Origin of the sequence: Streptomyces sp. NPDC012508 (genome assembly GCF_042902595.1) — a bacterium.
Taxonomy (GTDB): Bacteria; Actinomycetota; Actinomycetes; order Streptomycetales; family Streptomycetaceae; genus Streptomyces.
In genome coordinates, this window is record NZ_JBIBEO010000014.1 from 16084 (window position 1) to 40670 (window position 24587).

The window sequence follows — 24587 nt, forward strand, 5'->3', positions numbered from 1 at the left end:
CGTCGTTTCGGCCCACGTCGCTTCGGGCGGCGAGATCAGTCGGCCAGGCCGTCGCCGAGCTGCTCACGGATGAGGTTGATCAGCTCGTCGTCGTCATCGGTGGCGGCGATCCGGTCGGCCACGGGCTCGTCGGCGGTGTCGGCGGCATCGCCCACCCGCACCGTCCTGGTGGTCCTGCCGGCCGGGCCGGTCGCCGTCCACGTGTCGAGGAAGGCCTGCAGGCGGACGGTGAGCCGCGCCTTCGACAGCTCGTCCGGCGGGCTGTCGGCCACCACGGCCTCCAGCGCGTCAAGTGCTCCGATCAGCGGCCCGACGTCCGTGACCGGTGCGGCGCCCGGCAGCGTCCGGTGCAGATGGTCGGCGAGCGCGGCCGGTGTCGGGTGGTCGAAGACGAGCGTGGCCGGGAGTGGCTGTCCGCACTCCCGGGCCAGCAGGTCCCGGAACTCGACCGCGGTCAGGGAGTCGAATCCCAGGTCGCTGAAGGGCCGGGAGTCGTCGATGTGCTCGTCCGGGGCGTAGCGGAGGACAACGGTGAGGGTGTGCCGGATCAGTCTGGCGAGTTCGGCCAGCCGCTCGCCGGCGCCGAGGGTGGCGAGCCGGTCGCGCAGGCCGGTGTCGCCCTCGTCGTCCTGTACCTCCGCCGTCAGTGCGCGGACCGCGTCCGGCAGCTCGGCAAGGAGCGGGCTCGGCCTGCCCGAGGTGAACACCGGCGTGAACCGCGCCCAGTCGACGTCGGCGACCGTCAGCGCGGACTCTCCGCCGTCGATCGCCTGCGCCAGCGCGGCGGTGGCGAGCTGCGGGTCGAGGGGGGTGAGACCGCGGCGGTGCAGGTACTCCTCCGCCTCCCCCGTCGCGGCCATGCCGGATCCCGCCCACGGCCCCCATGCCACCGAGGTGCCGGCCAGCCCGCGGTCCCTGCGGGCGCGGACCAGCGCCTCCAGGTATGCGTTGCCCGCCGCGTACAGGGCCTGCCCGCCGCTGCCCCAGGTGGCCGCGATGGACGAGAAGACCACGAAGAGTTCGAGGTCCGCGTACGTGTCGGCGTCCGTGGTGAGCTCGTGCAGGTGGGCCGCTCCGCGTACCTTCCCGTCGGTCACCTCCGCGATGGCCTCGGGCCCGGTGCGTTCCACCAGCTCCGCCTGAGGGACACCCGCGGCATGGACGATGCCGGTCAGCGGCAGGTCCGCGGGGACGGAGGCGAGGAGCTCGGCCACCGCTTCCCGGTCGGAGACGTCGCACTGGGCGACGGTCACCCGGGTGCCCTTGGCCTCCAGCTCGGCGATCAGTTCCGCGGCGCCGGGGGCCTGCGAGCCGCGGCGGCCGGTGAGCAGCAGATGCGCGACGCCTCGGTCCGCCAGCCACCGGGCCACGGTGGCTCCGAGCGCACCGGTGCCGCCGGTGACCAGCACCGTGCCCGGTCGCGACGGTGTCCAGGCCGGTGCGGCCTGCTCCGCGTGGCCGGCCCGGAGGAGGCGGCGACCGAGGACGCGACCGCCGCGTACGGCGACCTGGTCCTCGCCCGTGACACCGGCGAGGACGGCGACCAGCCTGGCCGGGTTCCATGCGCCCTGGTCGACGGGCAGGTCGATCAGGCCGCCCCAGCGCTTGGGGTTCTCGAGCGCGGCGACCTGCCCGAAGCCCCACAGCTGGGCGTGCTCGGGTTGGGTGACGCGGTCGCTCGCGTTGACCGCGACGGCGCCGCGGGTCAGGCACCACAGGGGCGCGCCGAGCTCGGCGTCGCCGAGGGCCTGGACGAGGGCGAGTTCCATGGGCAAGCCGGCGTGCGGTCCTGCCACGTGGACGACACCGGTGATGCCGCCCGTGACGGCGTCGGCGGACGCACGGAGGCGTGCGGCCAGGTCGTCCCGGTCGGATCGGGCCGCGTCCACCGCCAGGCGGACGACTTCGGCACCGGCGGCCCGGAGCGCGTCACCCACGCCCGCGTCGTCGTCCGCGTCGCCCGTCTCGATGACGAGCAGCCAGGTTCCGTCGAGCACGGCATCCGGCACGACGGTGGGCCGCCAGTCGACCCGGTAGCGCAACCCGGCCAGCGCCGAGTCCTCCCGGGAGCGCCTGCGCCACGACGAGAGCGCCGGCAGCAGGTTCCCGAACTCGTCGGGGGCATCGGGGAGTCCGATGGTGTCGGCCAGTCCGGCGAGGTCCTCGCGCTCGACGGCCTCCCAGAACCGGGCCTCGACCTCGTCGGAATGCCCGGACGTGCCAGCCTCCGCGGGGGGCGCGGACGCCTCGGGCCAGTAACGCTCCCGCTGGAACGCGTACGTCGGCAGCATGGCGCGGTGGCCCGCCGGCAGCACTGCCGACCAGTCCACCTCGACACCCGACGCCCACAGACGACCCAGCGCCGCCAGCACCGACTCGCTCTCGTCACGGTCCTTGCGCAGCGACGGCGCGAACACACCCTCACCGGCAGACTGCTGAGCCAAGGCGCAGAGCACCCCATCGGGGCCGAGTTCGAGGAAGCGGGTGGCGCCGGCGTCGTGGGCCTGGCGTACGGCGTCGGCAAAGCGAACGGGCTCGCGGATCTGGGCGACCCAGTAGTCCGGAGTCGCCATGACGCCCGGCGCCGTGGCGACGATCGGGATCGTCGGAGCGTTGTACGTCAACGACTTCGCGACCGTCGCGAACTCGTCGAGCATCGGCTCCATCAGGTGCGAGTGGAACGCGTGCGAAACGGTCAGCCGCTTCACGCGTACGCCCTGTGCTCGGAGCCGTTCCTCCAGCGCACCGATCGCATCGGCGTCGCCCGAGACTGTCAGGGAGGTGGGGCCGTTGACGGCCGCCAGGTCCACACCCTCGGGCAGTTCCAGCCCGTCCTCGGCCGCCTCCACGGCCAGCATCGCGCCGCCCGACGGCAGCGCGTCCATCAAACGGCCGCGTGCCGAGACGAGAGCACAGGCATCGTCCAGGGACAGCACCCCGGCCACATGCGCGGCGGCCAGCTCACCGATCGAATGCCCGACCAGCACCTCCGGGGTCACACCCCAAGACTCCACCAGACGGAACAGCGCCACTTCGACCGCGAACAGAGCAGGCTGCGTGTACGCCGTACGGGCCAGCAGCTCGGCATCCTCACCGAACACGACGTCCCGCAGCGGCCGTTCGAGGTCCACCCGCGCACAGGCGGCGTCGAAGGCGTCGGCGAACACCGGGAACGCCTCGTACAGCTCACGGCCCATCCCGACCCGCTGCGCGCCCTGACCCGAGAAGAGGAACGCCAGCCCGCCGTGCGCGACCCGGTCTCGCACCACGCTCCGGGCATGCTCGCCAGTGGCCAGCGCGCTCAGCCCGGCCAGCAGCTCGTCGCGGTCGGCACCGGACACCACCGCGCGGTGTTCCAGTCGGGCACGCGACAGCAGGGTCCGGGCCACCGTCGCGGGTGCCAGGTCCGGCCGTCCGGCGAGGAACCCGCGCAGCCGCTCGGCCTGTGCGGCCAGCGCCTTGGGCGACCTGCCCGACAGCAGCCACGGCGCCGCGGCGTCGTCCTGCGGGTCGGCCGTGTCGTCGGCGGCGGGCGCGGCTTCGAGGATGATGTGGGCGTTGGTGCCGCTGATACCGAACGACGAGACACCTGCCCGGCGCGGACGGTCCGCCTCAGGCCAATCCCGCGACTCCGTCGCCAGACGCACCGCGCCCACCGACCAGTCCACCCGCGACGACGGCTCGTCCACATGCAGCGTCGCCGGCACGATCCCGTGCCGCATCGCCAACACCATCTTGATCACACCCGCCACACCCGCAGCCGCCTGCGTGTGACCGATGTTCGACTTCACCGACCCCAGATACAGCGGCTCCACACGGTCCTGCCCGTACGTCGCCAGCAACGCCTGCGCCTCGATCGGGTCACCCAGCCGCGTACCCGTACCGTGCGCCTCCACCACATCCACATCCGACGGAGCCAGCCGCGCGTTCGCCAACGCCCGCCTGATCACCCGCTCCTGCGACGGACCGTTCGGCGCCGTCAGACCGTTCGACGCACCGTCCTGATTGACCGCCGAACCCCGCACCACAGCCAACACCTCATGGCCACGCGCGAGAGCATCCGACAGCCGCTCCACCAGGAGCACACCCACACCTTCGCCCCAGCCCGTGCCGTCGGCGGCATCCGCGAACGCCTTGCAGCGGCCGTCGGCCGCCAGTCCGCCCTGCCGCTCGAACTCCGCGAACACCGTCGGTGTGGACATCACTGTGACGCCACCGGCCAGCGCCATGTCGCACTCACCCGAGCGCAGAGCCTGGGCGGCCAGGTGCAGCGCCACCAGCGACGACGAACACGCCGTGTCCACCGTCACCGCGGGCCCTTCGAGCCCGAAGGCGTACGACACCCGGCCGGAGAGGACCGCCGCGGCGTTCCCGGTGGCCACGTGTCCTTCGATGGGCTCACCCGAGGCGGCGACCACCTGGGGGTAGTCCTGGCCGTTCGTGCCGGCGAAGACGCCGACCGCGCTGCCCCGCACTCCGCGCGGATCCACCCCGGCGGACTCGAACGCCTCCCACGAGGCCTCGAGGAGCAGCCGCTGCTGCGGGTCCATCGCCAGCGCCTCACGCGGCGAGATCCCGAACAGCCCCGCGTCGAACTCCGTCACCCCGTCAACGAAGCCGCCCTCCGGCGCGAACGCCCCGCGGGCGCTGCCGGGCTTCCATCCGCGGTCGGCCGGGAATCCGGTCATCGCGTCGACTCCGCCTGTCAGCAGCCCCCACAGTTCGTCGGGCGTCGATACGCTGCCGGGGAACCGGCAGCTCATACCGACGATCACCACCGGCTCGTCGGCCGCGTCGGTGCCGGTCCCGATGACAGTCCCGGCGACTGCCGGCTCCTCCGACGACTCCGCGCCGAACATCTCCTGTTCGAGGAAGCGCGCCAGGGCCTCCGGGGTCGGCCGGTCGAACACCAGCGAGACGGGCAGCGTCAGACCCGTGCGGGCACCGATCAGGTTGCGCAGCTCCACGGCTGCCAGCGAGTCGAAGCCGAGGTCACGGAACGCCTGGCGGGCACCGATCGCGTCCGCCGAGCGGTGCCCGAGCACCGCCGCGGCCCACGCGCGGACCGCGTCCAGCAGGAGGGCGCCGCGTCGGCTCGCCGGTGCCGCGGCCAGCTCGGCCCTGAACCCTCCGGCCGGGGCGGAGTCACCGCTCGGGGCCCGTACGGCCGAGGCCACCTCGGGCAGTTCGGACAGCAGGACGCTCGGCCGGCTCTCGGTGAACCCGGCGGCGAACAGCGACCAGTCGATGTCGGCCACCGCCGACTGCGGTTCGGTGTCGTCGCCCGCGATGACGTGTTCGAGCGCCGTCACGGCCAGGTCCGGGTCCATCGGCGACAGGCCGCCGCGGCGCAGTCGCCCGGCCACGGCCTGGTCCTCGGCTGCCATGCCGTTGTGCGCCCACGGTCCCCAGGCGATCGACGCCCCGGGAAGTCCTTGTTCGCGCCGCCCGCGCATCCACGCGTCGACGAAGGCGTTGGCCGCGGCGTAGTTCCCCTGTCCGGCGCTGCCGACAGTCCCGGCCAGCGAAGAGAACGCCACGAAGAAGTCCAGGTCGTACGGCCGGGTCAGTTCGTCGAGTGTCACCAGACCGGACGCCTTCGCCGTCAGTACCGCCTCGAAGCGCTCGGGGGTGAGCGTGTCGAGGGTGCCGTCGTCCAGTGCGCCCGCGGCATGGACGACTCCGGTCAGCGGGAGTTCCGCCGGGAGCTGAGCCAGTGCCGCGGTCAGTGCCTCCCGATCGCTCACGTCGCCCGTCGCCACGATCACGCGCGTGCCCTTCTCGCCCAGTTCAGCGACGAGTTCGGCCGCGCCGGGGGCGTGTGTGCCGCGCCGGCTCAGCAGGAGCACGCACGGTACGCCTCGGTCGGCCAGTCGGCGGGCGACCACCGCGCCCAGCGCGCCGGTGCCACCGGTCACCAGGACCGAACCGGGCCGCGACGGCGACCACGACGCGCCGCTTGCGCCGGATTCCGCGCGCACCAGGCGTCGTCCGTACGCCGCGGAGTCACGGACGGCCACTTGGTCCTCGCCCGTGCTTCCGCCGAGGACGGCGGCCAGCCGGGCCCCGCCTCGTGCGTCCAGGACGGGCGGGAGATCGACCAGTCCGCCCCACCGGTCCGGGTGCTCCAGTGCGGCGACCATTCCCAGGCCCCAGGTCTGCGCCTGTACCGGGTGGGTCAGCATGTCCGCGCGCCCGACGGAGACCGCTCCGGAGGTCAGCGCCCAGCAGCGGGCGGTGATCCCGGCATGGCCTAGTGCCTGGAACAGGTTCAGGTTGAGCGTGAGTCCGGCGGGCACCGCCGAGCCCGGTGCCGGCTGCTGCGCCCAGGCAGCGAGCGAGACCACTCCTTGCACCGGGCCCGCGGCTGCGAGGCGAGCGGCGAGTGCGGCGCGGTCCGTGTCGGTGGGCACCGCGAGCCGGAACGGCTCGGCACCGGCGGCCGCGAGCGCCGCGGCGACCGCGTCGGCCGGAGCGGACGCGACGTCGCCGTCGGGCGTCTCGGGTACGACCAGCAGCCAGCGGCCGGTCAGGGACGGGGTGGTCGCGGGCAGGCCGGCGACCGGGCGCCACGTGGTGCGGTAGCGCCACGATCCGAGCACGGATTCGCGGCGCCGCTGACGGCTCCACGAGGAAAGCACCGGCAGCGCCGGGGCGAGCAGGTCCACGGAGCCGCCGGAGCCGAGGAGGCCGGCGAGCTGGTCCACGTCGGCGCGTTCGACCGCGTCCCAGAAGCGCGTGTCCACCGCGTCGGCGGCGGGCACGACGTCCGCGGAGACGGCGGCTTGCGGCCAGTACCGCTCGCTCTGGAAGGCGTACGTCGGCAGTGTGACGCGATGGCCCTCGGGCAGCACCGTGGCCCAGTCGACCGCGACGCCCGAGGCCCAGAGGCCCGCCAGCGCACGCAGCACGGTGGCCGTCTCTCCCCGGTCCTTGCGCAGCAGCGGCGCGGGAGCGTGCTCGGGGAGGCTCTGCTGGGCAAGGGCGCAGAGCACCCCGTCGGGGCCGAGTTCGAGGAAGCGGCTGGCACCGGAGTCCTGGGACTGGCGTACGGCGTCGGCAAAGCGGACGGGCTCGCGGATCTGGGCGACCCAGTAGTCCGGAGTCGCCATGTCGCCCGGCGCCGTGGCGACGATCGGGATCGTCGGAGCGTTGTACGTCAACGACTTCGCGACCGCCGCGAACTCGGCCTGCATCGGCTCCATCAGGTGCGAGTGGAACGCGTGGGAGACGGTGAGCCGCTTGACCCGTACGCCCTGCGCACGGAGCTGCTCCTCCAGTTCCGCGATCGCATCGGCGTCGCCGGACGCCGTCAGGGAGGTGGGGCCGTTGACGGCCGCAAGGTCCACGCCGTCGGGCAGTTCCAGCCCGTCTTCTGCTGCCTCGACGGCCAGCATCGCGCCGCCCGACGGCAGCGCGTCCATCAAGCGCCCGCGTGCTGAGACGAGAGCGCAGGCGTCGTCCAGGGACAGCACTCCGGCCACGTGCGCGGCGGCCAGCTCACCGATCGAGTGGCCCACCAGGACGTCCGGGGTGACACCCCAGGACTCGACCAATCGGAACAGCGCCACCTCGACTGCGAACAGAGCAGGCTGCGCGTAGACGGTCCGGTCCAGGGCCTCGCCGTCCTCGAACACGACGTCACGCAGCGGCCGTTCGAGGTCCACCCGCGCACACACCGCGTCGAACGCGTCCGCGAACGCCGGGAACGCCTCGTACAGCTCGCGGCCCATACCTACGCGCTGCGCGCCCTGTCCCGTGAACAGCAGCGCCAGCCCGCCGGGCTCGGCCTCGTCGCGCACCACGGACGGCACGGGCCTGTCCTCGGCCAGTGCGCCCAGCCCGGCCAGCAGCTCGTCCCGGTCGTCACCGAGCACGACCGCCCGGTGCTCCAGCGCCGCACGTCCCGTCGCCAGTGACCACGCCACGTCCCGCGCGGCGACGTCGAGCTCCGCGTGCACGCGGACGAGGTTCTCCGCCTGGGCGCGCAGCCCCTCTGCGGTGTGGGCCGAGACGACCCAGCCCAGGGTGTCCGCCGCGGCCACCGGGAGGGCGGCCTGCGGGGTGGGTTCTGCTTCTTCGAGGATGATGTGGGCGTTGGTGCCGCTGATTCCGAACGACGACACGCCCGCCCGACGGGGACGGCCGGCCTCCGGCCACTCCCGTGCCTCCGTCAGCAGCCGCACCGCACCGGCCGACCAGTCCACCTGCGACGACGGCTCGTCCACGTGCAGCGTCGCCGGAAGGACGCCGTGCCGCATCGCCAGCACCATCTTGATCACGCCGGCGACGCCGGAAGCCGCCTGGGTGTGACCGATGTTGGACTTCACCGAGCCCAGGTACAGGGGTTCGTCGCGGTCCTGTCCGTATGTCGCCAGCAGGGCCTGCGCCTCGATGGGGTCACCCAGCCTGGTGCCCGTACCGTGCCCTTCGACCGCGTCGACGTCCGACGGGGACAGCCGCGCCGCCGTCAGCGCCTGACGGATGACCCGCTGCTGGGAGGGGCCGTTCGGGGCGGTCAGGCCGTTGGACGCGCCGTCCTGATTGACGGCCGAGCCGCGCAGGACCGCCAGCACCTCGTGCCCCAGTCGTCGCGCGTCGGACAGCTTCTCCAGCACCAGTACGCCGACGCCCTCGCCCCAGCCCGTGCCGTCGGCGGCATCCGCGAACGCCTTGCACCGGCCGTCCGAGGCCAGGCCGCCCTGGCGCTCGAACTCCGCGAACACGCCCGGAGTCGTCATCACCGTCACGCCACCGGCCAGCGCCATGTCGCACTCGCCGTTGCGCAGCGCCTGCGCCGCCAGATGCATCGCGACCAGCGACGACGAACACGCCGTGTCCACCGTCACCGCGGGCCCTTCGAGCCCGAAGGCGTACGCCACCCGGCCCGAGATCACACTGTTGGCGGTGCCGGCGAGAAGGTACCCCTCGGCTCCGTCCAGGCCGCCGGCGTCGCCGTACCCGGACGAGGAGGCTCCCGCGAACACGCCGACCGGGCGGCCGCGCAGCGAGCGCGGATTCATCCCCGCCGACTCGAACGCCTCCCACGAGGCCTCGAGCAGCAGCCGCTGCTGCGGGTCCATCGCCAGCGCCTCGCGCGGCGAGATCCCGAACAGGCCCGCGTCGAACTCCGTCGCGCCGTCGACGAAGCCGCCGGCGGCCGATACGCCTTCCATGGCGTCGGCCGGCCATCCCCGGTCGGCCGGGAATCCGGCGACGCCGTCGCCCTTGCGCGCGACCAGGTCCCACATCTGATCGGCCGAGCGCACCCCGCCGGGGTAGCGGGCGCTCATGCCGACGATCGCGATCGGTTCGTCCGCGGGGGCCACGACGGTGCCCTGCACGGCCGGGTTCGCCGAGGCGAGCGGACCGGCGTGTTCCAGCAGCTCGCCGGCCAGATGTGCCGCGAGCGCGTCGGTGTTCGGGTGGTCGAAGACGAGGGTCGCGGGCAGCGCGAGCCCGGTCTCCGCGCCCAGCAGGTCGCGCAGTTCAACGGCGGTGAGCGAGTCGAAGCCGAGATCGCGGAAAGACCGGCCGGCTTCGACGGCTGCCGCGGAGGGCAGGCCGAGGCAGACGGCGGCACGCGACCGGATCAGGTCGAGCAGCATTCCGTGACGTCGTCCCTCGGGTGCGGCTACGAGGCTGTCGCGGAACCCCGAGGTCTGGGCGCCGACCGTCGGTACGGGCGCGAGTGCCGCCGCGGCCTCGGGCAGCCCGGTGAGGAGGGCGCTGGCGCGGCCGGACACGAAGGCGGGGGCGAAGCGCGTCCAGTCCACGTCGGCGACGGTCACGCAGCTCTCGCCCAGGTCCACGGCGCGGGCGAGGGCGACGACGGCGAGGTGCGGGTCGAGGGCGACCAGACCGTGCCGGTGCAGGTGCTCCTCCGCGCCGCCCACCTCGGCCATGCCGGGTCCGGCCCACGGCCCCCACGCCACCGAGGTGCCCGTGATCCCCTGTGCCCGCCGCTGTTCGACGAGCGCGTCCAGGTGAGCGTTCGCGGCCGCGTAGACGGCCTGCCCGCCGCTGCCCCAGGTGGCGGCGATCGACGAGAAGACGACGAACAGGTCCAGCTCCTGGCCGCGTTCACGGGTCAGCTCGTCGAGATGTGCGGCGCCGGCCACCTTGGCGTCCAGGACGCGGGCGATCTCCGCGTCGTCGGTGTCCGCGAGCGGCATGGCCTGTCCTGCTCCGGCGGCGTGCACGATGCCGGTCAGCGGGTGCGCGTCCGGGATCGCGTCCAGCACCGCCGCGAGCGCGGTCCGGTCGGTGACGTCGCACGCGGCGACGGTCGCCTCGGTGCCGAGAGCGGCCAGTTCGGCCACCAGTGCCTGCGTGCCGGGCGTGTCCCCGCCTCGGCGGCCGAGCAGCACCAGGTGGGGCGCGCCGCGCCCGGCGAGCCAGCGCGCCACGTGTCCGCCGAGCGCCCCTGCCCCGCCCGTGATCAGGATGGTGCCGGTGGGCGTCCAGGGCGCTGCGACCGGGCCGTCCCCGGTCTTACGGGCCAGGCGTCGGCCGTACGCACCCGAGGTGCGCACCGCCACCTGGTCCTCGCCGGTGCCGCCCGCGAGGAGGGACACCATGAGTCGGGTCGCGCGGGCGTCGGGCTCGGCCGGGAGGTCGATCAGGCCGCCCCAGCGGCGCGGCTGTTCCAGGGCCGCGACTCGGCCGAGTCCCCACGCCTGTGCCTGCTCGGGGCTGCGCAGCGGGTCGGAGCGGCCGACCGACACCGCCCCGCTCGTGACCAGCCACACAGGAGCGTCGATCTTCGCTTCGTCCAGCCGCCTCAGAAGGGCCACGGATTCGGTCACCACCGCGGTGGACGGGACCACCACGACGATGCCCGTGACGGGGTGCGGGACGGCGCCGAGGCTTTCGGCGTCGCCTGACACCGGGCATACGTCGGCACCGGCGGCGCGGAGTGCGTCGGCGAGGGCGGGCCGGGGCTCGCCGACGAGCAGCCAGGTGCCGGACAGGATGCCGGCAGACTCGGCCGTCTCCACGAGGCCGGCGAGCGGGGTCCAGGTGACGCGGTAGCGCCAGGACTCGGTCAGCGACTCCTCGCGGCGCGAGCGTCGCCACGCCGAGAGGGCGGGGAGCACGGAGTCCAGGTGCTCCGACGTGTCCGGGAGTCCGATGGTGTCGGCCAATCCGGCGAGGTCCTCGCGCTCGACGGCCTCCCAGAACCGGGCCTCGACCTCGTCGGAGTACCCGGCCGCGCCAGCCTCCGATCCGATCGCGGACGCCTCAGGCCAGTATCGCTCGCGCTGGAAGGCGTACGTCGGGAGCGTGACGCGGTGGCCCGCCGGCAGCACTGCCGACCAGTCCACTTCGACACCCGACGCCCACAGACGACCCAGCGCCGCCAGCACCGACTCGCTCTCGTCACGGTCCTTGCGCAGCGACGGCGCGAACACACCCTCACCGGCAGACTGCTGAGCCACGGCGCAGAGCACCCCATCGGGGCCGAGTTCGAGGAACCGCGAGTGCCCGGTCAGGGAAGCGATCGCCTCCGAGAAGCGGACGGGTTCGCGGATCTGGCCGACCCAGTACTCGGGGGTCGCCATGTCACCCGGCGCTGTGGTGATCATCGGGATCGTCGGGGAGTTGTACGTCAACGACTTCGCGACCGTCGCGAAATCGTCGAGCATCGGCTCCATCAGGTGCGAGTGGAACGCGTGGGAGACGGTGAGCCGCTTGACCCGTACGTTCTCTGCTCGGAGCCGTTCCTCCAGCGCACGGATCGCGTCGGCGTCGCCCGAAACCGTCACCGAAGTGGGGCCGTTCACAGCCGCCAGGTCCACACCCTCGGGCAGTTCCAGCCCGTCTTCGGATGCTTCGACGGCCAGCATCGCGCCGCCCGACGGCAGCGCATCCATCAACCGGCCACGCGCCGACACCAGACGGCACGCATCTTCCAGCGAAAGCACCCCGGCCACATGCGCGGCAGCCAGCTCACCGATCGAGTGCCCGACCAGTACATTCGGGGTCACGCCCCAGGACTCCACCAGCCGGAACAACGCCACCTCGACCGCGAACAGCCCCGCCTGTGCGTAGACGGTGCGGTCCAGCGCCTCGCTGTCCTCGAACACGACTTCGCGCAGTGGCCGTTCGAGGTCCACTCGCGCACAGACGGCGTCGAAAGCATCGGCAAAGACCGGGAAGGCGTCGTACAGCTCACGTCCCATCCCGACCCGCTGCGCACCCTGACCCGAGAACAGGAACGCGGTCCTGCCCTCGCGCGCGGTGCCGGTGACGACCCGGGTCGAGGGCTCGGCTGCGGCCAGGGCGGACAGGCCGTCCGCGAGGTCCGACGGGGCGCTGCCGACGATGACCGCTCGGTGGTCCAGGGCCTCTCTGGTCGTGGCCAGTGACCACGCCACGTCCCGCGCGGCGAGCTCGTGTTCCGTGGGCACCTGGGTCAGGCGCTCCGCCTGGGCGCGCAGCCCTTCTTCCGTGTGGGCCGAGACCACCCAGCCCAGGGTTCCTGGTGTGTCCACCACATCGGCGGGGGCGTCCGGTCGGGCCTGTTCAAGGATGATGTGGGCGTTGGTGCCGCTGATACCGAACGAGGAGACGCCTGCCCGGCGCGGACGGTCCGTCTCAGGCCACTCCCGGTTCTCCGTCGCCAGGCGCACCGCGCCCACCGACCAGTCCACCCGCGACGACGGCTCGTCCACATGCAGCGTCGCCGGCACGATCCCGTGCCGCATCGCCAACACCATCTTGATCACACCCGCCACACCCGCAGCCGCCTGCGTGTGACCGATGTTCGACTTCACCGACCCCAGATACAGCGGCTCCACACGGTCCTGCCCGTACGTCGCCAGCAACGCCTGCGCCTCGATCGGGTCACCCAGCCGCGTACCCGTCCCGTGCGCCTCCACCACATCCACATCCGACGGAGCCAGCCGCGCGTTCGCCAACGCCCGCCTGATCACCCGCTCCTGCGACGGACCGTTCGGCGCCGTCAGACCGTTGGACGCACCGTCCTGATTGACCGCCGAACCCCGTACCACAGCCAACACCTCATGGCCTCGCGCGAGAGCATCCGACAGCCGCTCCACGAGCAGCAGGCCCACGCCCTCGGACATACCGGTGCCGTCCGCGTCGTCCGCGAACGCCTTGCACCGGCCGTCCGAGGCCAGGCCGCGCTGCCGGTCGAACTCGGTGATGACACCAGGGGTGGACATCACCGTGACGCCACCGGCCAGCGCCATGTCGCACTCGCCCGAGCGCAGCGCCTGCACCGCCAGGTGCAGCGCCACCAGCGACGACGAACACGCCGTGTCCACCGTCACCGCGGGCCCTTCGAGCCCGAAGGCGTACGCCAGCCGGCCCGAGGCCACGCTGGTCGCGGTACCGGTCATCACGTGACCGGCCGCCGAGTCCGGCAGGTGCATTCCCAGGCCGTACTGGGCGTGGGCGGCACCGACGAAGACGCCGGTGGCCGATCCGTGCGCGTCGGAGGGCAGGATGCCCGCGGACTCGAACGCCTCCCACGAGGCCTCGAGGAGCAGCCGCTGCTGCGGGTCCATCGCCAGCGCCTCACGCGGCGAGATCCCGAACAGCCCCGCGTCGAACTCCGTCGCCCCGTCCACGAAACCGCCGCGTGCGGCCTCCCCCGCGACGACCCGCGCCGGCCAGCCCCGGTCCGCCGGGAAGCCGGCGATCGCGTCCGCGCCGGTGCTGACCAGTGACCACAGGTCCCCCGGTGAGGCGACCCCGCCGGGCAGCCGGCAGGCCATGCCGACGATCGCGATCGGCTCCTCGTGCGTGGCGGCGGCCGTCTCCGGTCGTACGACGGCCTCCGGTGCGGGCTCGCCGCCCAGCAGGCCGACAAGATGGTCGGTGAGTACCGAAGGGGTGGGGTGGTCGAAGACCAGGGTGGCCGGGAGCCGGAGACCGGTCGCTGCGTTCAGGCGGTTGCGCAGTTCCACGGCCGTCAGCGAGTCGAAGCCGAGGGCGCGGAAGGCCTGGCGGGCACCGATCGCTTCGGTGTGGGCGTGCCCGAGAACCGTCGCGGCGTTGCCTCGTACGAGATCGAGCACGGCCTCGCGCCGTTCCGCGGCGGACAGCCCGTGCAGCCGCCGTGCGAGGGTGGTGTGGGTGTCCGAGTCCCGGCCGGCGGCCCGTCGGCCCAGCGGGCGGATCAGCCCGCGCAGCAGCGCCGGGACCGCCGCGTCGCGCGTGCGGTCGAGGGCGACGGGCACCAGGTGCGGGAGGTGCATGGCGGACGCGGCGTCGAAGAGCGCCAGGCCCAGCTCGGTGCCCAGCGTCGGGACCTTCCTGCCGCTGGACCTGCTCGCGGACGGTGCCGCCGAGGGGTCGAGCACATGGCCGGTCATCGCGCTGGCCTGTTCCCACAGGCCCCAGCCCAGGGACTGCGCGGGCAGGCCGTGGGAGCGGCGCCAGGAGGCGAGGCCGTCGAGGAAGCCGTTCGCCGCCGCGTAGTTGGACTGGCCGCCGGTGCCGAAAGTGGCCGCGGCGGAGGAGTAGAGCGCGAAGAGGGCGAGGTCGGCGTCGGCGGTCAGTTCGTGCAGATGGACGGCCGCGTCCACCTTGGGCCGGAGTACGGCGTCCAGGCGGGCGGGCGTCATCGCCTCGAACACGCCGTCGTCGAGGGTCCCTGCCGCGTGCACGACGCCGGTGAGCGGGTGCTCGGCGGGGACGGCCGCGAGGACCTGCGCAAGCGCCTGGCGGTCGGCGGCGTCGCAGGTGACGATCTCGGCCCGGGCCCCGAGCGCGTGGAGGTCGTCGAGCAGTTCGGCGGCGCCCGCGCTCTGCGTGCCCTGGCGACTGAGCAGCAGGAGGTTGCGGGCGCCGTGCTCGGCGACGAGGTGCCGGGCGAGCAGTCCGCCCAGGGTCCCGGTGCCGCCGGTGATGAGGACGGTGCCGTCGGGGTCGAGGGGTGCCGGTACGGTCAGGACGTTCTTTCCGACATGACGGGCCTGGCTGATGTGGCGGAACGCGGAGGCCGCGTCCCGTACGTCCCACACGGTGGTGGGCAGCAGGGTGAGTGCGCCGCTGTCGAAGAGGGCGAGGACCTCGCGGAGGATCTCCCGCATGCGGTCGGCTCCCGCTTCGGCGGGGTTGAACGCCCGGTAGTGCGTTCCCGGGTGGTCAGCCGCCACCTGAGCGGTGTCGCGCAGGTCGGTACGGCTCATGTCGGCGAACCGGCCGCCGTCGGCGAGGAGCCGTAGCGACGCGTCGACGAATTCGCCTGCCAGCGAGTTGAGCACCACGTCCACGCCACGGCCGCCGGTCGCGGACCGGAAGCGGTCCTCGAAGGCGAGGTCGCGTGAGGAGCCGATGTGTGTGTCGTCGAGGCCGGCGGAGCGCAGCGTGTCCCATTTCCCGGGGCTCGCCGTGCCGAACACCTCCAGGCCGAGGTGGCGGGCGAGTTGGATCGCCGCCATGCCGACGCCGCCCGCCGCCGAGTGCACGAGGACCGACTCTCCGGGGCGGGCGGCCGCCACGTCGGTCAGGCCGTAGTACGCGGTGGAGAAGACGACGGGCACGGTCGCGGCCTGGGCGAAGGACCAGCCTGTGGGGATGGGAGCGAGCAGGCGGCGGTCGGTGACGGCGCGTGAGGCGATGCCGCCGCTGAAGAAGCCGAACACGCGGTCGCCCACGGCCAGATCGGTGACGCCGGGGCCGGTCCCGGTCACCACGCCGGCCGCTTCGGCGCCCATCCGGGCCTGGTCGGGGTACATGCCGAGGGCGATGAGGACGTCCCTGAAGTTCACTCCGGCGGCGCGCACGGCGACCCGGACCTGGCCGGGTTCCAGGGGGGCGTCGGCTTCGGGGTTGGCGACGAGGGCGAGGTTCTCGAGGGTTCCTTCGTCGGTGACGTCCAGCCGCCAGGCAGTCGTCCCGGCGGGGACGTCGAGCGCGTCGTCGGTGGCGCGGTGGGCGAGGCGGGGCACCCGGGCCCGGCCGTCGCGGACGGCGAGCTGCGGTTCGTCGTCGACGAGGGCCCAGGCGGGCCAGGTCTCGTCGTCGCCGCCCGCCGGGTCGCGGTCGAGCAGCACGATCCGGCCCGGGTGTTCGGTCTGCGCCGAGCGGAGCAGGCCCCAGACCGCCGCTCCGGCGAGGTCGGTCACGGCCTGTCCGGGAGCCGCGGGGACGGCGCCGCGGGTGAGGACCACGAGGCGTGCCTGAGCGGACCGTTCGTCGGCGAGCCATTCCTGGACGGCGTGCAGGACGTCGTGCGTGGTCTGCCGGACCGCGTGCGCCGTGTCGGCCTCGGGCGTGGGGTCCGGCAGGGCGAGCACGGTGACCGGTGCGGGCGGGGTCGTGTCGGCCGGGTGCGTACCGGAGGCGGACGGACCGGTGGTGACCCAGTCCGTGGTGTCGGGTGGGGGGTTTCCGGTGTCCGGGAGGGGCGTCCAGTCGAGAGCGAAGAGGGTGGTGCGGACGGTGCGGTCCTGGGCCCGGGTCAGCGCCTGGGAGAGGGCGTCGGGGGTGATCTCGCGCAGGACGAGGGAGTCGATGGTCACCACCGGCTGTCCTGCCGGGTCGGTGGCGCGGACGGCGAGTCCGTCCGCTCCGACGGTCAGCGTCACCCGCAGGACCGTGGCGCCCGTGGCGTGGAGGGACACTCCCTTCCACGCGAACGGCAGCCGTGTCCCCTGGTCTTCGGCCACGGTGGCCAGGCCCGCCGCGTGCAGCGCGGCGTCGAGCAGCGCGGGATGGATCCCGAACACGTCGGTGTCGGACTCCTGCTCCAGTGCGATCTCCGCGAAGACCGTCTCGCCCTGTCGCCACGCGGCGCGCAGCCCCTGGAACGCGGGGCCGTACGCGTACCCGGCGGCGGCCAGGCCGTCGTAGAAGCCGGACGTCTCCACCGGACGTGCACCGACGGGGGGCCATGCCTCCTCGCCGGTCGTGCCGGGGCCCGTCAGGGCCGGGGCCTCCGAGACGCCCAGGAGGCCCGCGGCATGGCAGACCCAGTCCGCGTCGTCGGCGGCACGGGAGAAGATCTCCACCGAGCGGTCGCCGTCGTCCTCGGCCGTGCCCACTGCCACGCGGATCGCCACGCCGCCGGGCGCCGGGGCGAGTGGGGTCTGGAGCACGAGTTCGCGCAGCACTCCGCAGCCGACCTGGTCGCCGGCCTGCAGTGCCATCTCCACCAGCGCGGTGCCGGGCACGAGTTGCGCGCCGAGCACGACATGGTCGGCGAGCCACGCGTGGGCGGACGGTGACAGCCGGCCGGTCAGCACCGCGCCGCCGTCGGGGAGGGCGACGACCGCGCCCAGCAGGGGGTGGGTGAGCCCGGACTGGCCTACGGCCGAGACGTCGCCGGTCATGGCCTGCTTCGGCCAGTAGCGCTCGCGCTGGAAGGCGTACGTCGGCAGCTCGACGCGGGAGCCGGCGGGCAGCAGGCTCGACCAGTCGACGTCCACGCCGGCGGTCCATGCCTGGGCCAGCGCGGTCAGGAACCGCTGTGCTCCACCTTCGTCGCGCCGCAGGGTGCCGAGGACGGTGCCCTCGGCGTCGGCGGCTTCGAGGGTTTCCCCGATGCCAGGGGTCAGGACGGGGTGCGGGCTGGACTCCAGGAACACCGACCGGCCGTCGGCCAGCAGCGCGCCCGTCGCCTCGTCGAACCGGACCAACGACCGCAGATTCTCGTACCAATACCCGGCGTCCATCACCGCCGTGTCGATCCGGCCGCCGGTCACCGACGAATACAGCGGCACCGAAGACGACACCGGTGCCACCGGAGCCAGGTCCGCGAGGATCTGCTCGCGCAACTCTTCCACCTGTACGGAGTGCGAGGCGTAGTCCACCGGCACGCGGCGCGCCCGTATCCCACGCGTCTCACACAGAGCCATCAGAGCGTCGAGTGCGTCCGGCTCACCGGACACCACCGTCGAACCGGGACCGTTGACAGCGGCAACGGATACCCGGCCTTCGAAGCCGGACACCAGCTCGGCGGCCACGTCCGGACCCGCCGCGAGCGACACCATCCCGCCCCGGCCCGCCAGCACCCGCAGCGCGCGTGAACGCAGCGCCACCACACGTGCGCCGTCCACGACCGACAGGCCACCGGCCACCACCGCGGCCGCGATCTCACCCTGCGAATGACCGACCACGGCGGACGGCGTCACGCCGCACGACTTCCACAGCCGGGCCAGCGACACCATCAGCGCCCACAGAACCGGCTGGACCACATCCACCCGACCCCACAACGCCTCGTCCTCGCTGTCGAGCACGTCCCACAGGGACCAGTCCACGTGCGGCTCCAAAGCCGCAGCGCACTCCTCAAGGCCTTCCCGGAACACCGGCGACCAGCCCGCCAGCTCCCGGCCCATCCCCAGCCACTGCGACCCCTGCCCCGGGAACACCAACACCGGTCCGGTCTGCGTGGTACCCGCGACACCGGTCACCGTGTCGGCGACCTCGCGGCCCTCGGCCAGGGCCTCGAGCGCCGGGCGCAGGTCTGCCAGGTCCGCGCCCAGGAGGACCGCGCGGTGGCCCAGAGCGGCGCGCGTGGCCGCCAGGGAGGAAGCGATCCGACCGACCGTCGGCCCGCCGTCCGCGTCCAGCTCCCGCACGTGGTCGAGCAGACGCGCGGCCTGCCCTCGCAGCGCCTGCTGCGTACGGCCCGACAGCACCCACGGCACCACACCGTCGGCGTTCACCGCCGGGGCGGCGGGCGCCACCTCGTCGGCGGGCTGCGGCGGGGCCTCCAGGATCACGTGCGCGTTCGTACCGCTCATTCCGAACGAGGAGACACCGGCGCGGCGCGGCCGGTCGGTGTCCGGCCACTGGCGCGCCTCGGTCAGCAGCTCGACGGCCCCGGCCTCCCAGTCCACCCGGGAGGACGGCTCGTCCACGTGCAGCGTCGGCGGCAGCACTCCGTGCCGCAGCGCCATGACCATCTTGATCACGCCCGCGACGCCCGAGGCCGCCTGGGTGTGCCCGATGTTGGACTTCAACGAGCCCAGGTAGAGGGGCTCCTCGCGATCCTGGCCGTATGTCGCCAGCAGGGCCTGCGCCTCGATCGGGTCGCCCAGTGTCGTACCGGTGCCGTGCGCCTCCACCACGTCCACGTCGGCGGTGCACAGCCGGGCGTCGGCCAGTGCCCGTCGGATGACCCGCTCCTGGGAGGGGCCGTTCGGCGCGGTCAGTCCGTTCGACGCGCCGTCCTGGTTGACGGCCGAGCCCCGCACGACGGCCAGCACTTCATGGCCGTTGCGCCGGGCGTCCGAGAGCCGCTCCAGCACCAGCAGGCCGACGCCCTCGCTCCAGCCGGTGCCGTCGGCCGCGTCCGCGAAGGCCCTGCACCGGCCGTCGGAGGAGAGCCCGCCCTGGCGCTCGAACTCGGCGAAGATGCTCGGCACGGCCATGACGGTGATGCCGCCGGCCAGTGCCAGTTCGCACTCTCCCTGGCGCAGCGCCTGCACGGCCAGGTGCATCGCGACCAGCGACGACGAGCACGCGGTGTCCACCGTCACCGCGGGGCCTTCAAGACCGAAGGTGTATGCCACCCGGCCCGAGATCACACTGTTGGCGCCGCCGGCGAGGACGTGCCCTTCCGTCCCCGTGGCCAGGTCGGTGCCGATGCCGTAGCCGGACGAGGAGGCGCCGACCAGCACGCCGGTGGAGGTGCGGTGCAGGGAGAGCGGGTCGATTCCGGCGTGCTCGAGCGCCTCCCAGGAGGCTTCGAGGAGCAGGCGCTGCTGCGGGTCCATCGCGAGGGCCTCGCGCGGCGAGATGTTGAACAGGCCCGCGTCGAAGTCCGTCGCCGCGTCCACGAAGCCGCCGCGCAGTGCGTACGCGGCGTGGGCGACGTCGGCCTCCCAGCCGCGGTCTGCCGGGAAGGGGCCGGTTCCGTCGGCGCCGGACACGACGGCGTCCCACAGCGCCTGCGGGCCGTCCACGCCGCCCGGCAGGCGGCAGCTCATGCCGACGATCACGACGGGGTCGTCGTCGGTCGCGGCCGGGGCGGGGAGCTGTGCCGCCGATGTCGTCGCGGGTGTCCGCGCTCCGCCGGACAGCTCGCCGAGCAGGTACTCGCTCAGCGCCACCGGGGTCGGGTGGTCGAAGACGAGGGTCGCCGGCAGCCGCAGCCCGGTCTCGGCGGTGAGGACGTTGCGCAGCTCCACGGCGGTCAAGGAGTCGAAGCCGACGTCCCTGAAGGCCCGGCGGGGTTCCACGGCGCCCGCTCCGGCGTGCCCGAGCACCCTCGCGGTGTGGGTGCGGACGGCTTCCAGCAGCAGGCGAGGCCATTCCGACTCGGGTGCGGCGGTCAGCGCGTCGCGCAGTTCCGAGGCCGCCGCGCCGGCGTCGGGGGCATCGGCCGCGTCGCCGGCTGCCTCGGCGGCTTCGGGAAGGTCGGCGAGCAGCGGGCTGGGCCGTCCGGAGAGAAAGGCGGGTGCGAAAAGCTGCCAGTCGACGTCCGCGATGCTCACGTACGTCTCGTCGCGGTCCACCGCGCCGCCGAGCCCCCTGATGGCGAGCCTGGGGTCCAGTGCTGCCAGCCCGCGCCGGCGGTGTGCCTCCACGACCTCGTCGTCCTTGGCCATGCCGATCTCGGCCCACGGTCCCCAGGCGATCGCCGTGCCGGTCAGGCCGCGGGCGCGGCGGTCGGCCACCAGTGCGTCGAGGTACGCGTTGCCGGCGGCGTAGGCGCCCTGTCCGCCGCTGCCCCAGGTCGCGGCGATGGAGGAGAACACGACGAACAGGTCGAGGTCGTCGGTGAGTTCGTCGAGGAGGGCCGCGCCCGTGACCTTGCCGCCGATGACGTCGGCGAGCCCGGCCTCGTCGGTCTCGAGGAGCGGGCTGCCGTCGCCGACCCCGGCGGTGTGCACGACACCGGTGAGGGGGTGCTCGGCGGGGACTGCGGCCAGCAGGGCGGCCAGCGACTCCCGGTCGGTGATGTCGCAGGCGGCGACGTTCACCTGTGCGCCTAGCTCGGTCAGTTCGGCCGTCAGGTCGTCGGCGCCGGGTGCGTCCGGGCCGCGTCGGCTCGCAAGCAGCAGGTGCGGTACGCCGCGTCCCGCGAGCCACCGGGCGACGTCGGCGCCGAGTCCGCCGGTGCCGCCGGTGACGAGTACGGTGCCGTCGGTCGTCCACTGCCGCGTGGGGGTCTCGGCCTGTGGGGCCCGTACGACGCGGCGGCCGTAGGCTCGGCCGTCGCGCAGGGCCACCTGGTCCTCGCCCCTGTCGCCGGCCAGCAGTGAGGTGAGCAGTGCGCCCGTGGTGGCGTCCACGGTCGGCGGCAGGTCGATCAGGCCACCCCACACCGCCGGTCGTTCGAGGGCGGCGACGCGGCCCAGGCCCCACAGCAGTGCCTGTTCGGGGCTGGTCGGCCGGTCGTCGTCTCCGGTGGACACCGCGCCCCGGGTCAGGCACCACAGGGGGGCGTCGGACTCCGCGTCGTTGACCGCCTGGAACACCCTGAGCAGCACAGCGAGTTCGGTGGCCGTGGCCTGCGGCGGGTTTCCGTCCGGGCTTCCCGTGACGTACAGGACCGCGTCCGGGGCGGCGTCGGCCAGCCGCTCGGCGATGGCGGACCGGTCGTCTGCCGGTGCCAGACTCATCTCGCGGACCTGGGCTCCGGCGGCGCGCAGGGCGTCCGCCACCTCCTGTGCGGGGGCGGTCTCGCCGGAGGTGAGGAGCAGCCAGGTGCCAGTGGGGGCGTTGCCGTCGGTGTCGTCGGCGAGCGGCTTCCACTCGACGTGGTAGCGCCACGAGTCGAGGACGGCGTCCTCGTGCTGGGAGCGCCGCCACGAGGAGAGCGCGGGTACGACCTCTTCGAGTGCCCCGGCGTGGTCCCGTATGCCGAGGGTCTGGGCCAGTTCGGCGAGGTCCTCGCGCTCGACGGCCTCCCAGAACCGGGCCTCGTCACCGTCGGCGGGGGTGGGGGCGGCGGCCGGGTCGTCCGTGAGCGGCTCGGGCCAGTAGCGTTCGCGCTGGAACGGGTAGGTGGGCAGGTCGACGCGGCGCCCTTCGGGCAGCACAACGGGCCAGTCCACGTCGGCTCCGGAGACCCACAGGCGGCCGAGCGCGGCGAGGCCGGTCTCCTGCTCGCCCCGGTCCTTGCGCAGCAGGGGTGCGCAGACGAGGTCCGCGGCGTTCTGCTGCGCCAGGGCGCACAGCACCCCGTCCGGTCCCAGTTCGACCACGCGTGTCACGCCGTCGGCGCGTAGCTGCGTCACGCCGTCGGCGAAGCGGACGGGCTCCCGGACCTGGCGCACCCAGTAGGCGGGGGTGGCGAGGTCGCCCGGTGCGGTGGTGACGACGGGGATCTCGGGGGTGTGGTACGTCAACGTCTGTGCGACGGCGGCGAACTCGTCGAGCATCGGCTCCATCAGGTGCGAGTGGAACGCGTGCGAGACGGTGAGCCGCTTGGTCCGGGTCCCCTGGGACCGGAGTCGCTCCTCCAGTGCCGTGATCGCGTCGGCGTCACCGGAGACGGTCACCGAGGTGGGCCCGTTGACGGCAGCGAGGTCCACCCCGTCGGGCAGTTCGAGATCGTCCTCGGCGGACTCCACGGCGAGCATCGCTCCGCCGGAGGGCAGCGCGTCCATCAGCCGGCCGCGCGCAGACACCAGTCGGCAGGCGTCGTCCAGCGACAGCACTCCCGCCACGTGTGCGCAGGCGACCTCGCCGATCGAGTGGCCCAGCAGGACGTCGGGGAAGATGCCCCAGGTCTCCAGGAGGCGGAACAGCGCGACTTCCAGGGCGAACAGGCCGGCCTGGGCGTAGACGGTCCGGCCGAGCGCGTCCGCGTCGCCGAACACCACGTCCCGCAGCGGCCGTTCGAGGTCCAACCGGGCGCACACGGCGTCGAAGGCCTCCGCGAACGCGGGGTGGGTCTCGTACAGTTCGCGGCCCATGCCCATGCGCTGCGCGCCCTGGCCGGTGAACAGGAACGCCGTCCGGCCCTCGCCGACGACGCCCGTCATCACGCCCGGGGCGGTTGCGCCCGCCGCCAGCGCGCCGAGCCCGGCGAGCAGGTCGTCGTGGCCTGTGCCGGACACCACCGCGCGGTGTGTCAGGTCGGCCCGGGTGGTCGCGAGCGACCATGCGATGTCGGTGGGGCTGTCGGGCCGCTCCTGGAGCTGCCCGGCCAGCCGTTCGGCCTGTACGCGCAGTGCGGCGGCGGTCTGGGCCGACACCGGCCAGACGACCGGCCCGTGGGGCTGTGCGGGCCGCGCCTCGTCCGGCGCGGAGGGGGTGGCGTCCGGCGACCCGTCGGGGTCCGGGGCCGGCGCCTCTTCGATGATCACGTGGACGTTGGTGCCGCTGATACCGAACGCCGAGACGCCGATCCGCCGGGGCGCCTCTCCACGCGGCCACGACCGCGGTTCGCTCAGCAGGCGGACGCCGCCGCCCGGGCGGGCGGCGTTGGGGCTCTCCTCCTCGACGTGCAGCGTGCGCGGCAGCTGGTCGTGGTGCATCGCCAGCACGCTCTTCATCACGCCGGCGACGCCGGCGGTGGCCTGCGTGTGGCCGATGTTCGACTTGAGGGAGCCCAGCCACAGCGGGTGCGCGGTGTCCCGGTCCCGGCCGTAGGTGTCCTGGAGGGCCTTGAGCTCGATCGCGTCGCCCAGTTTGGTGCCGGTGCCGTGCGCCTCCACCGCGTCGATGTCGGCGGGGGTGAGCCGGGCGGCGGCGAGCGCGGCGCGGATGACACGTTGCTGGGACGGGCCGTTGGGGGCGGTGAGGCCGTTGGACGCGCCGTCCTGGTTCATCGCGCTGCCCCGGACGACGGCCAGGACGTCGTGCCCCAGCCGGCGCGCGTCGGAGAGCCGTTCCACCACCAGGACCGCGACACCTTCGCTCCAGCCGGTGCCGTCCGCTCCGGCCGAGAAGGACTTGCAGCGCCCGTCGGAGGACATGCCGCCCTGCTTGCCGAACTCGCTGAACGCGGTCGGGGTGGTGATCACGGCGACGCCGCCGACGAGCGCCCGGCCGCACTCGCCCTGGCGGAGCGCCTGCACCGCCAGATGGAGCGCGGCCAGCGACGACGAGCAGGCGGTGTCCACGGTGACCGCCGGGCCCTCCAGGCCGTAGACGTAGGAGAGCCGGCCGGACAGCACGCTGTGGGCGCTGCCGGTCAGCTGGTAGCCCACCGTGCTCTCCGGCATCCGGCCGACCGTGGCGTACCCGGTCGGCGAGGCGCCGATGAAGACCCCGGTGTCGCTGCCGGCCAGCGAGTGCGGGTCGATGCCCGCCCGTTCCAGGGCCTCCCACGACGCCTCGAGGAGCAGGCGCTGCTGGGGGTCCATCGCGAGGGCCTCGCGCGGGTTGATGCCGAACAGCGCGGCGTCGAAGTCGGTGGCGTGCGGTACGAATCCGCCCCGGCGGGCGTAGCCCTCCGGGGCGGGCCCGGTCTCCGTCCAGCCGCGATCGGTGGGGAAGTCCACGATCGCGTCGGTGCCGTCGGCGACCAGCCGCCACAGCTCCTCCGGCGCGGCGACGCCGCCGGGGAGCCGGCAGCTCATCGCGACGATGGCCACCGGTTCGCGGGACGCGTCCCGCATCTCCCGGTTCTGCCTGCGAAGGCGTTCGACCTCCTTCAGGGAGGCCCTGAGGGCTTCTACGGCCTTCTCGTCACGAGTATTCATCGAGTT

The 24587-nt window shown here is 73.7% G+C and carries 1 protein-coding gene; it reads right to left on the reverse strand.

All coding sequences use genetic code 11. The features are described 5' to 3' along the window. Positions 1 to 35 precede the first annotated feature (35 nt). Positions 36 to 24581 carry a type I polyketide synthase gene (locus ACFY8U_RS35455; RefSeq protein ID WP_389576239.1) on the reverse strand — a complete coding sequence of 8182 codons (24546 nt, stop codon included), beginning with the start codon at positions 24579 to 24581 and terminating at the stop codon, positions 36 to 38. Between the last annotated feature and the right edge of the window lie 6 nt (positions 24582 to 24587).

Excerpts from the sequence above, each read along its gene's own strand:
- ACFY8U_RS35455 (WP_389576239.1), bottom strand. The coding sequence starts at position 24,581 with ATGAATACTCGTGACGAGAAGGCCGTAGAAGCCCTCAGGGCCTCCCTG.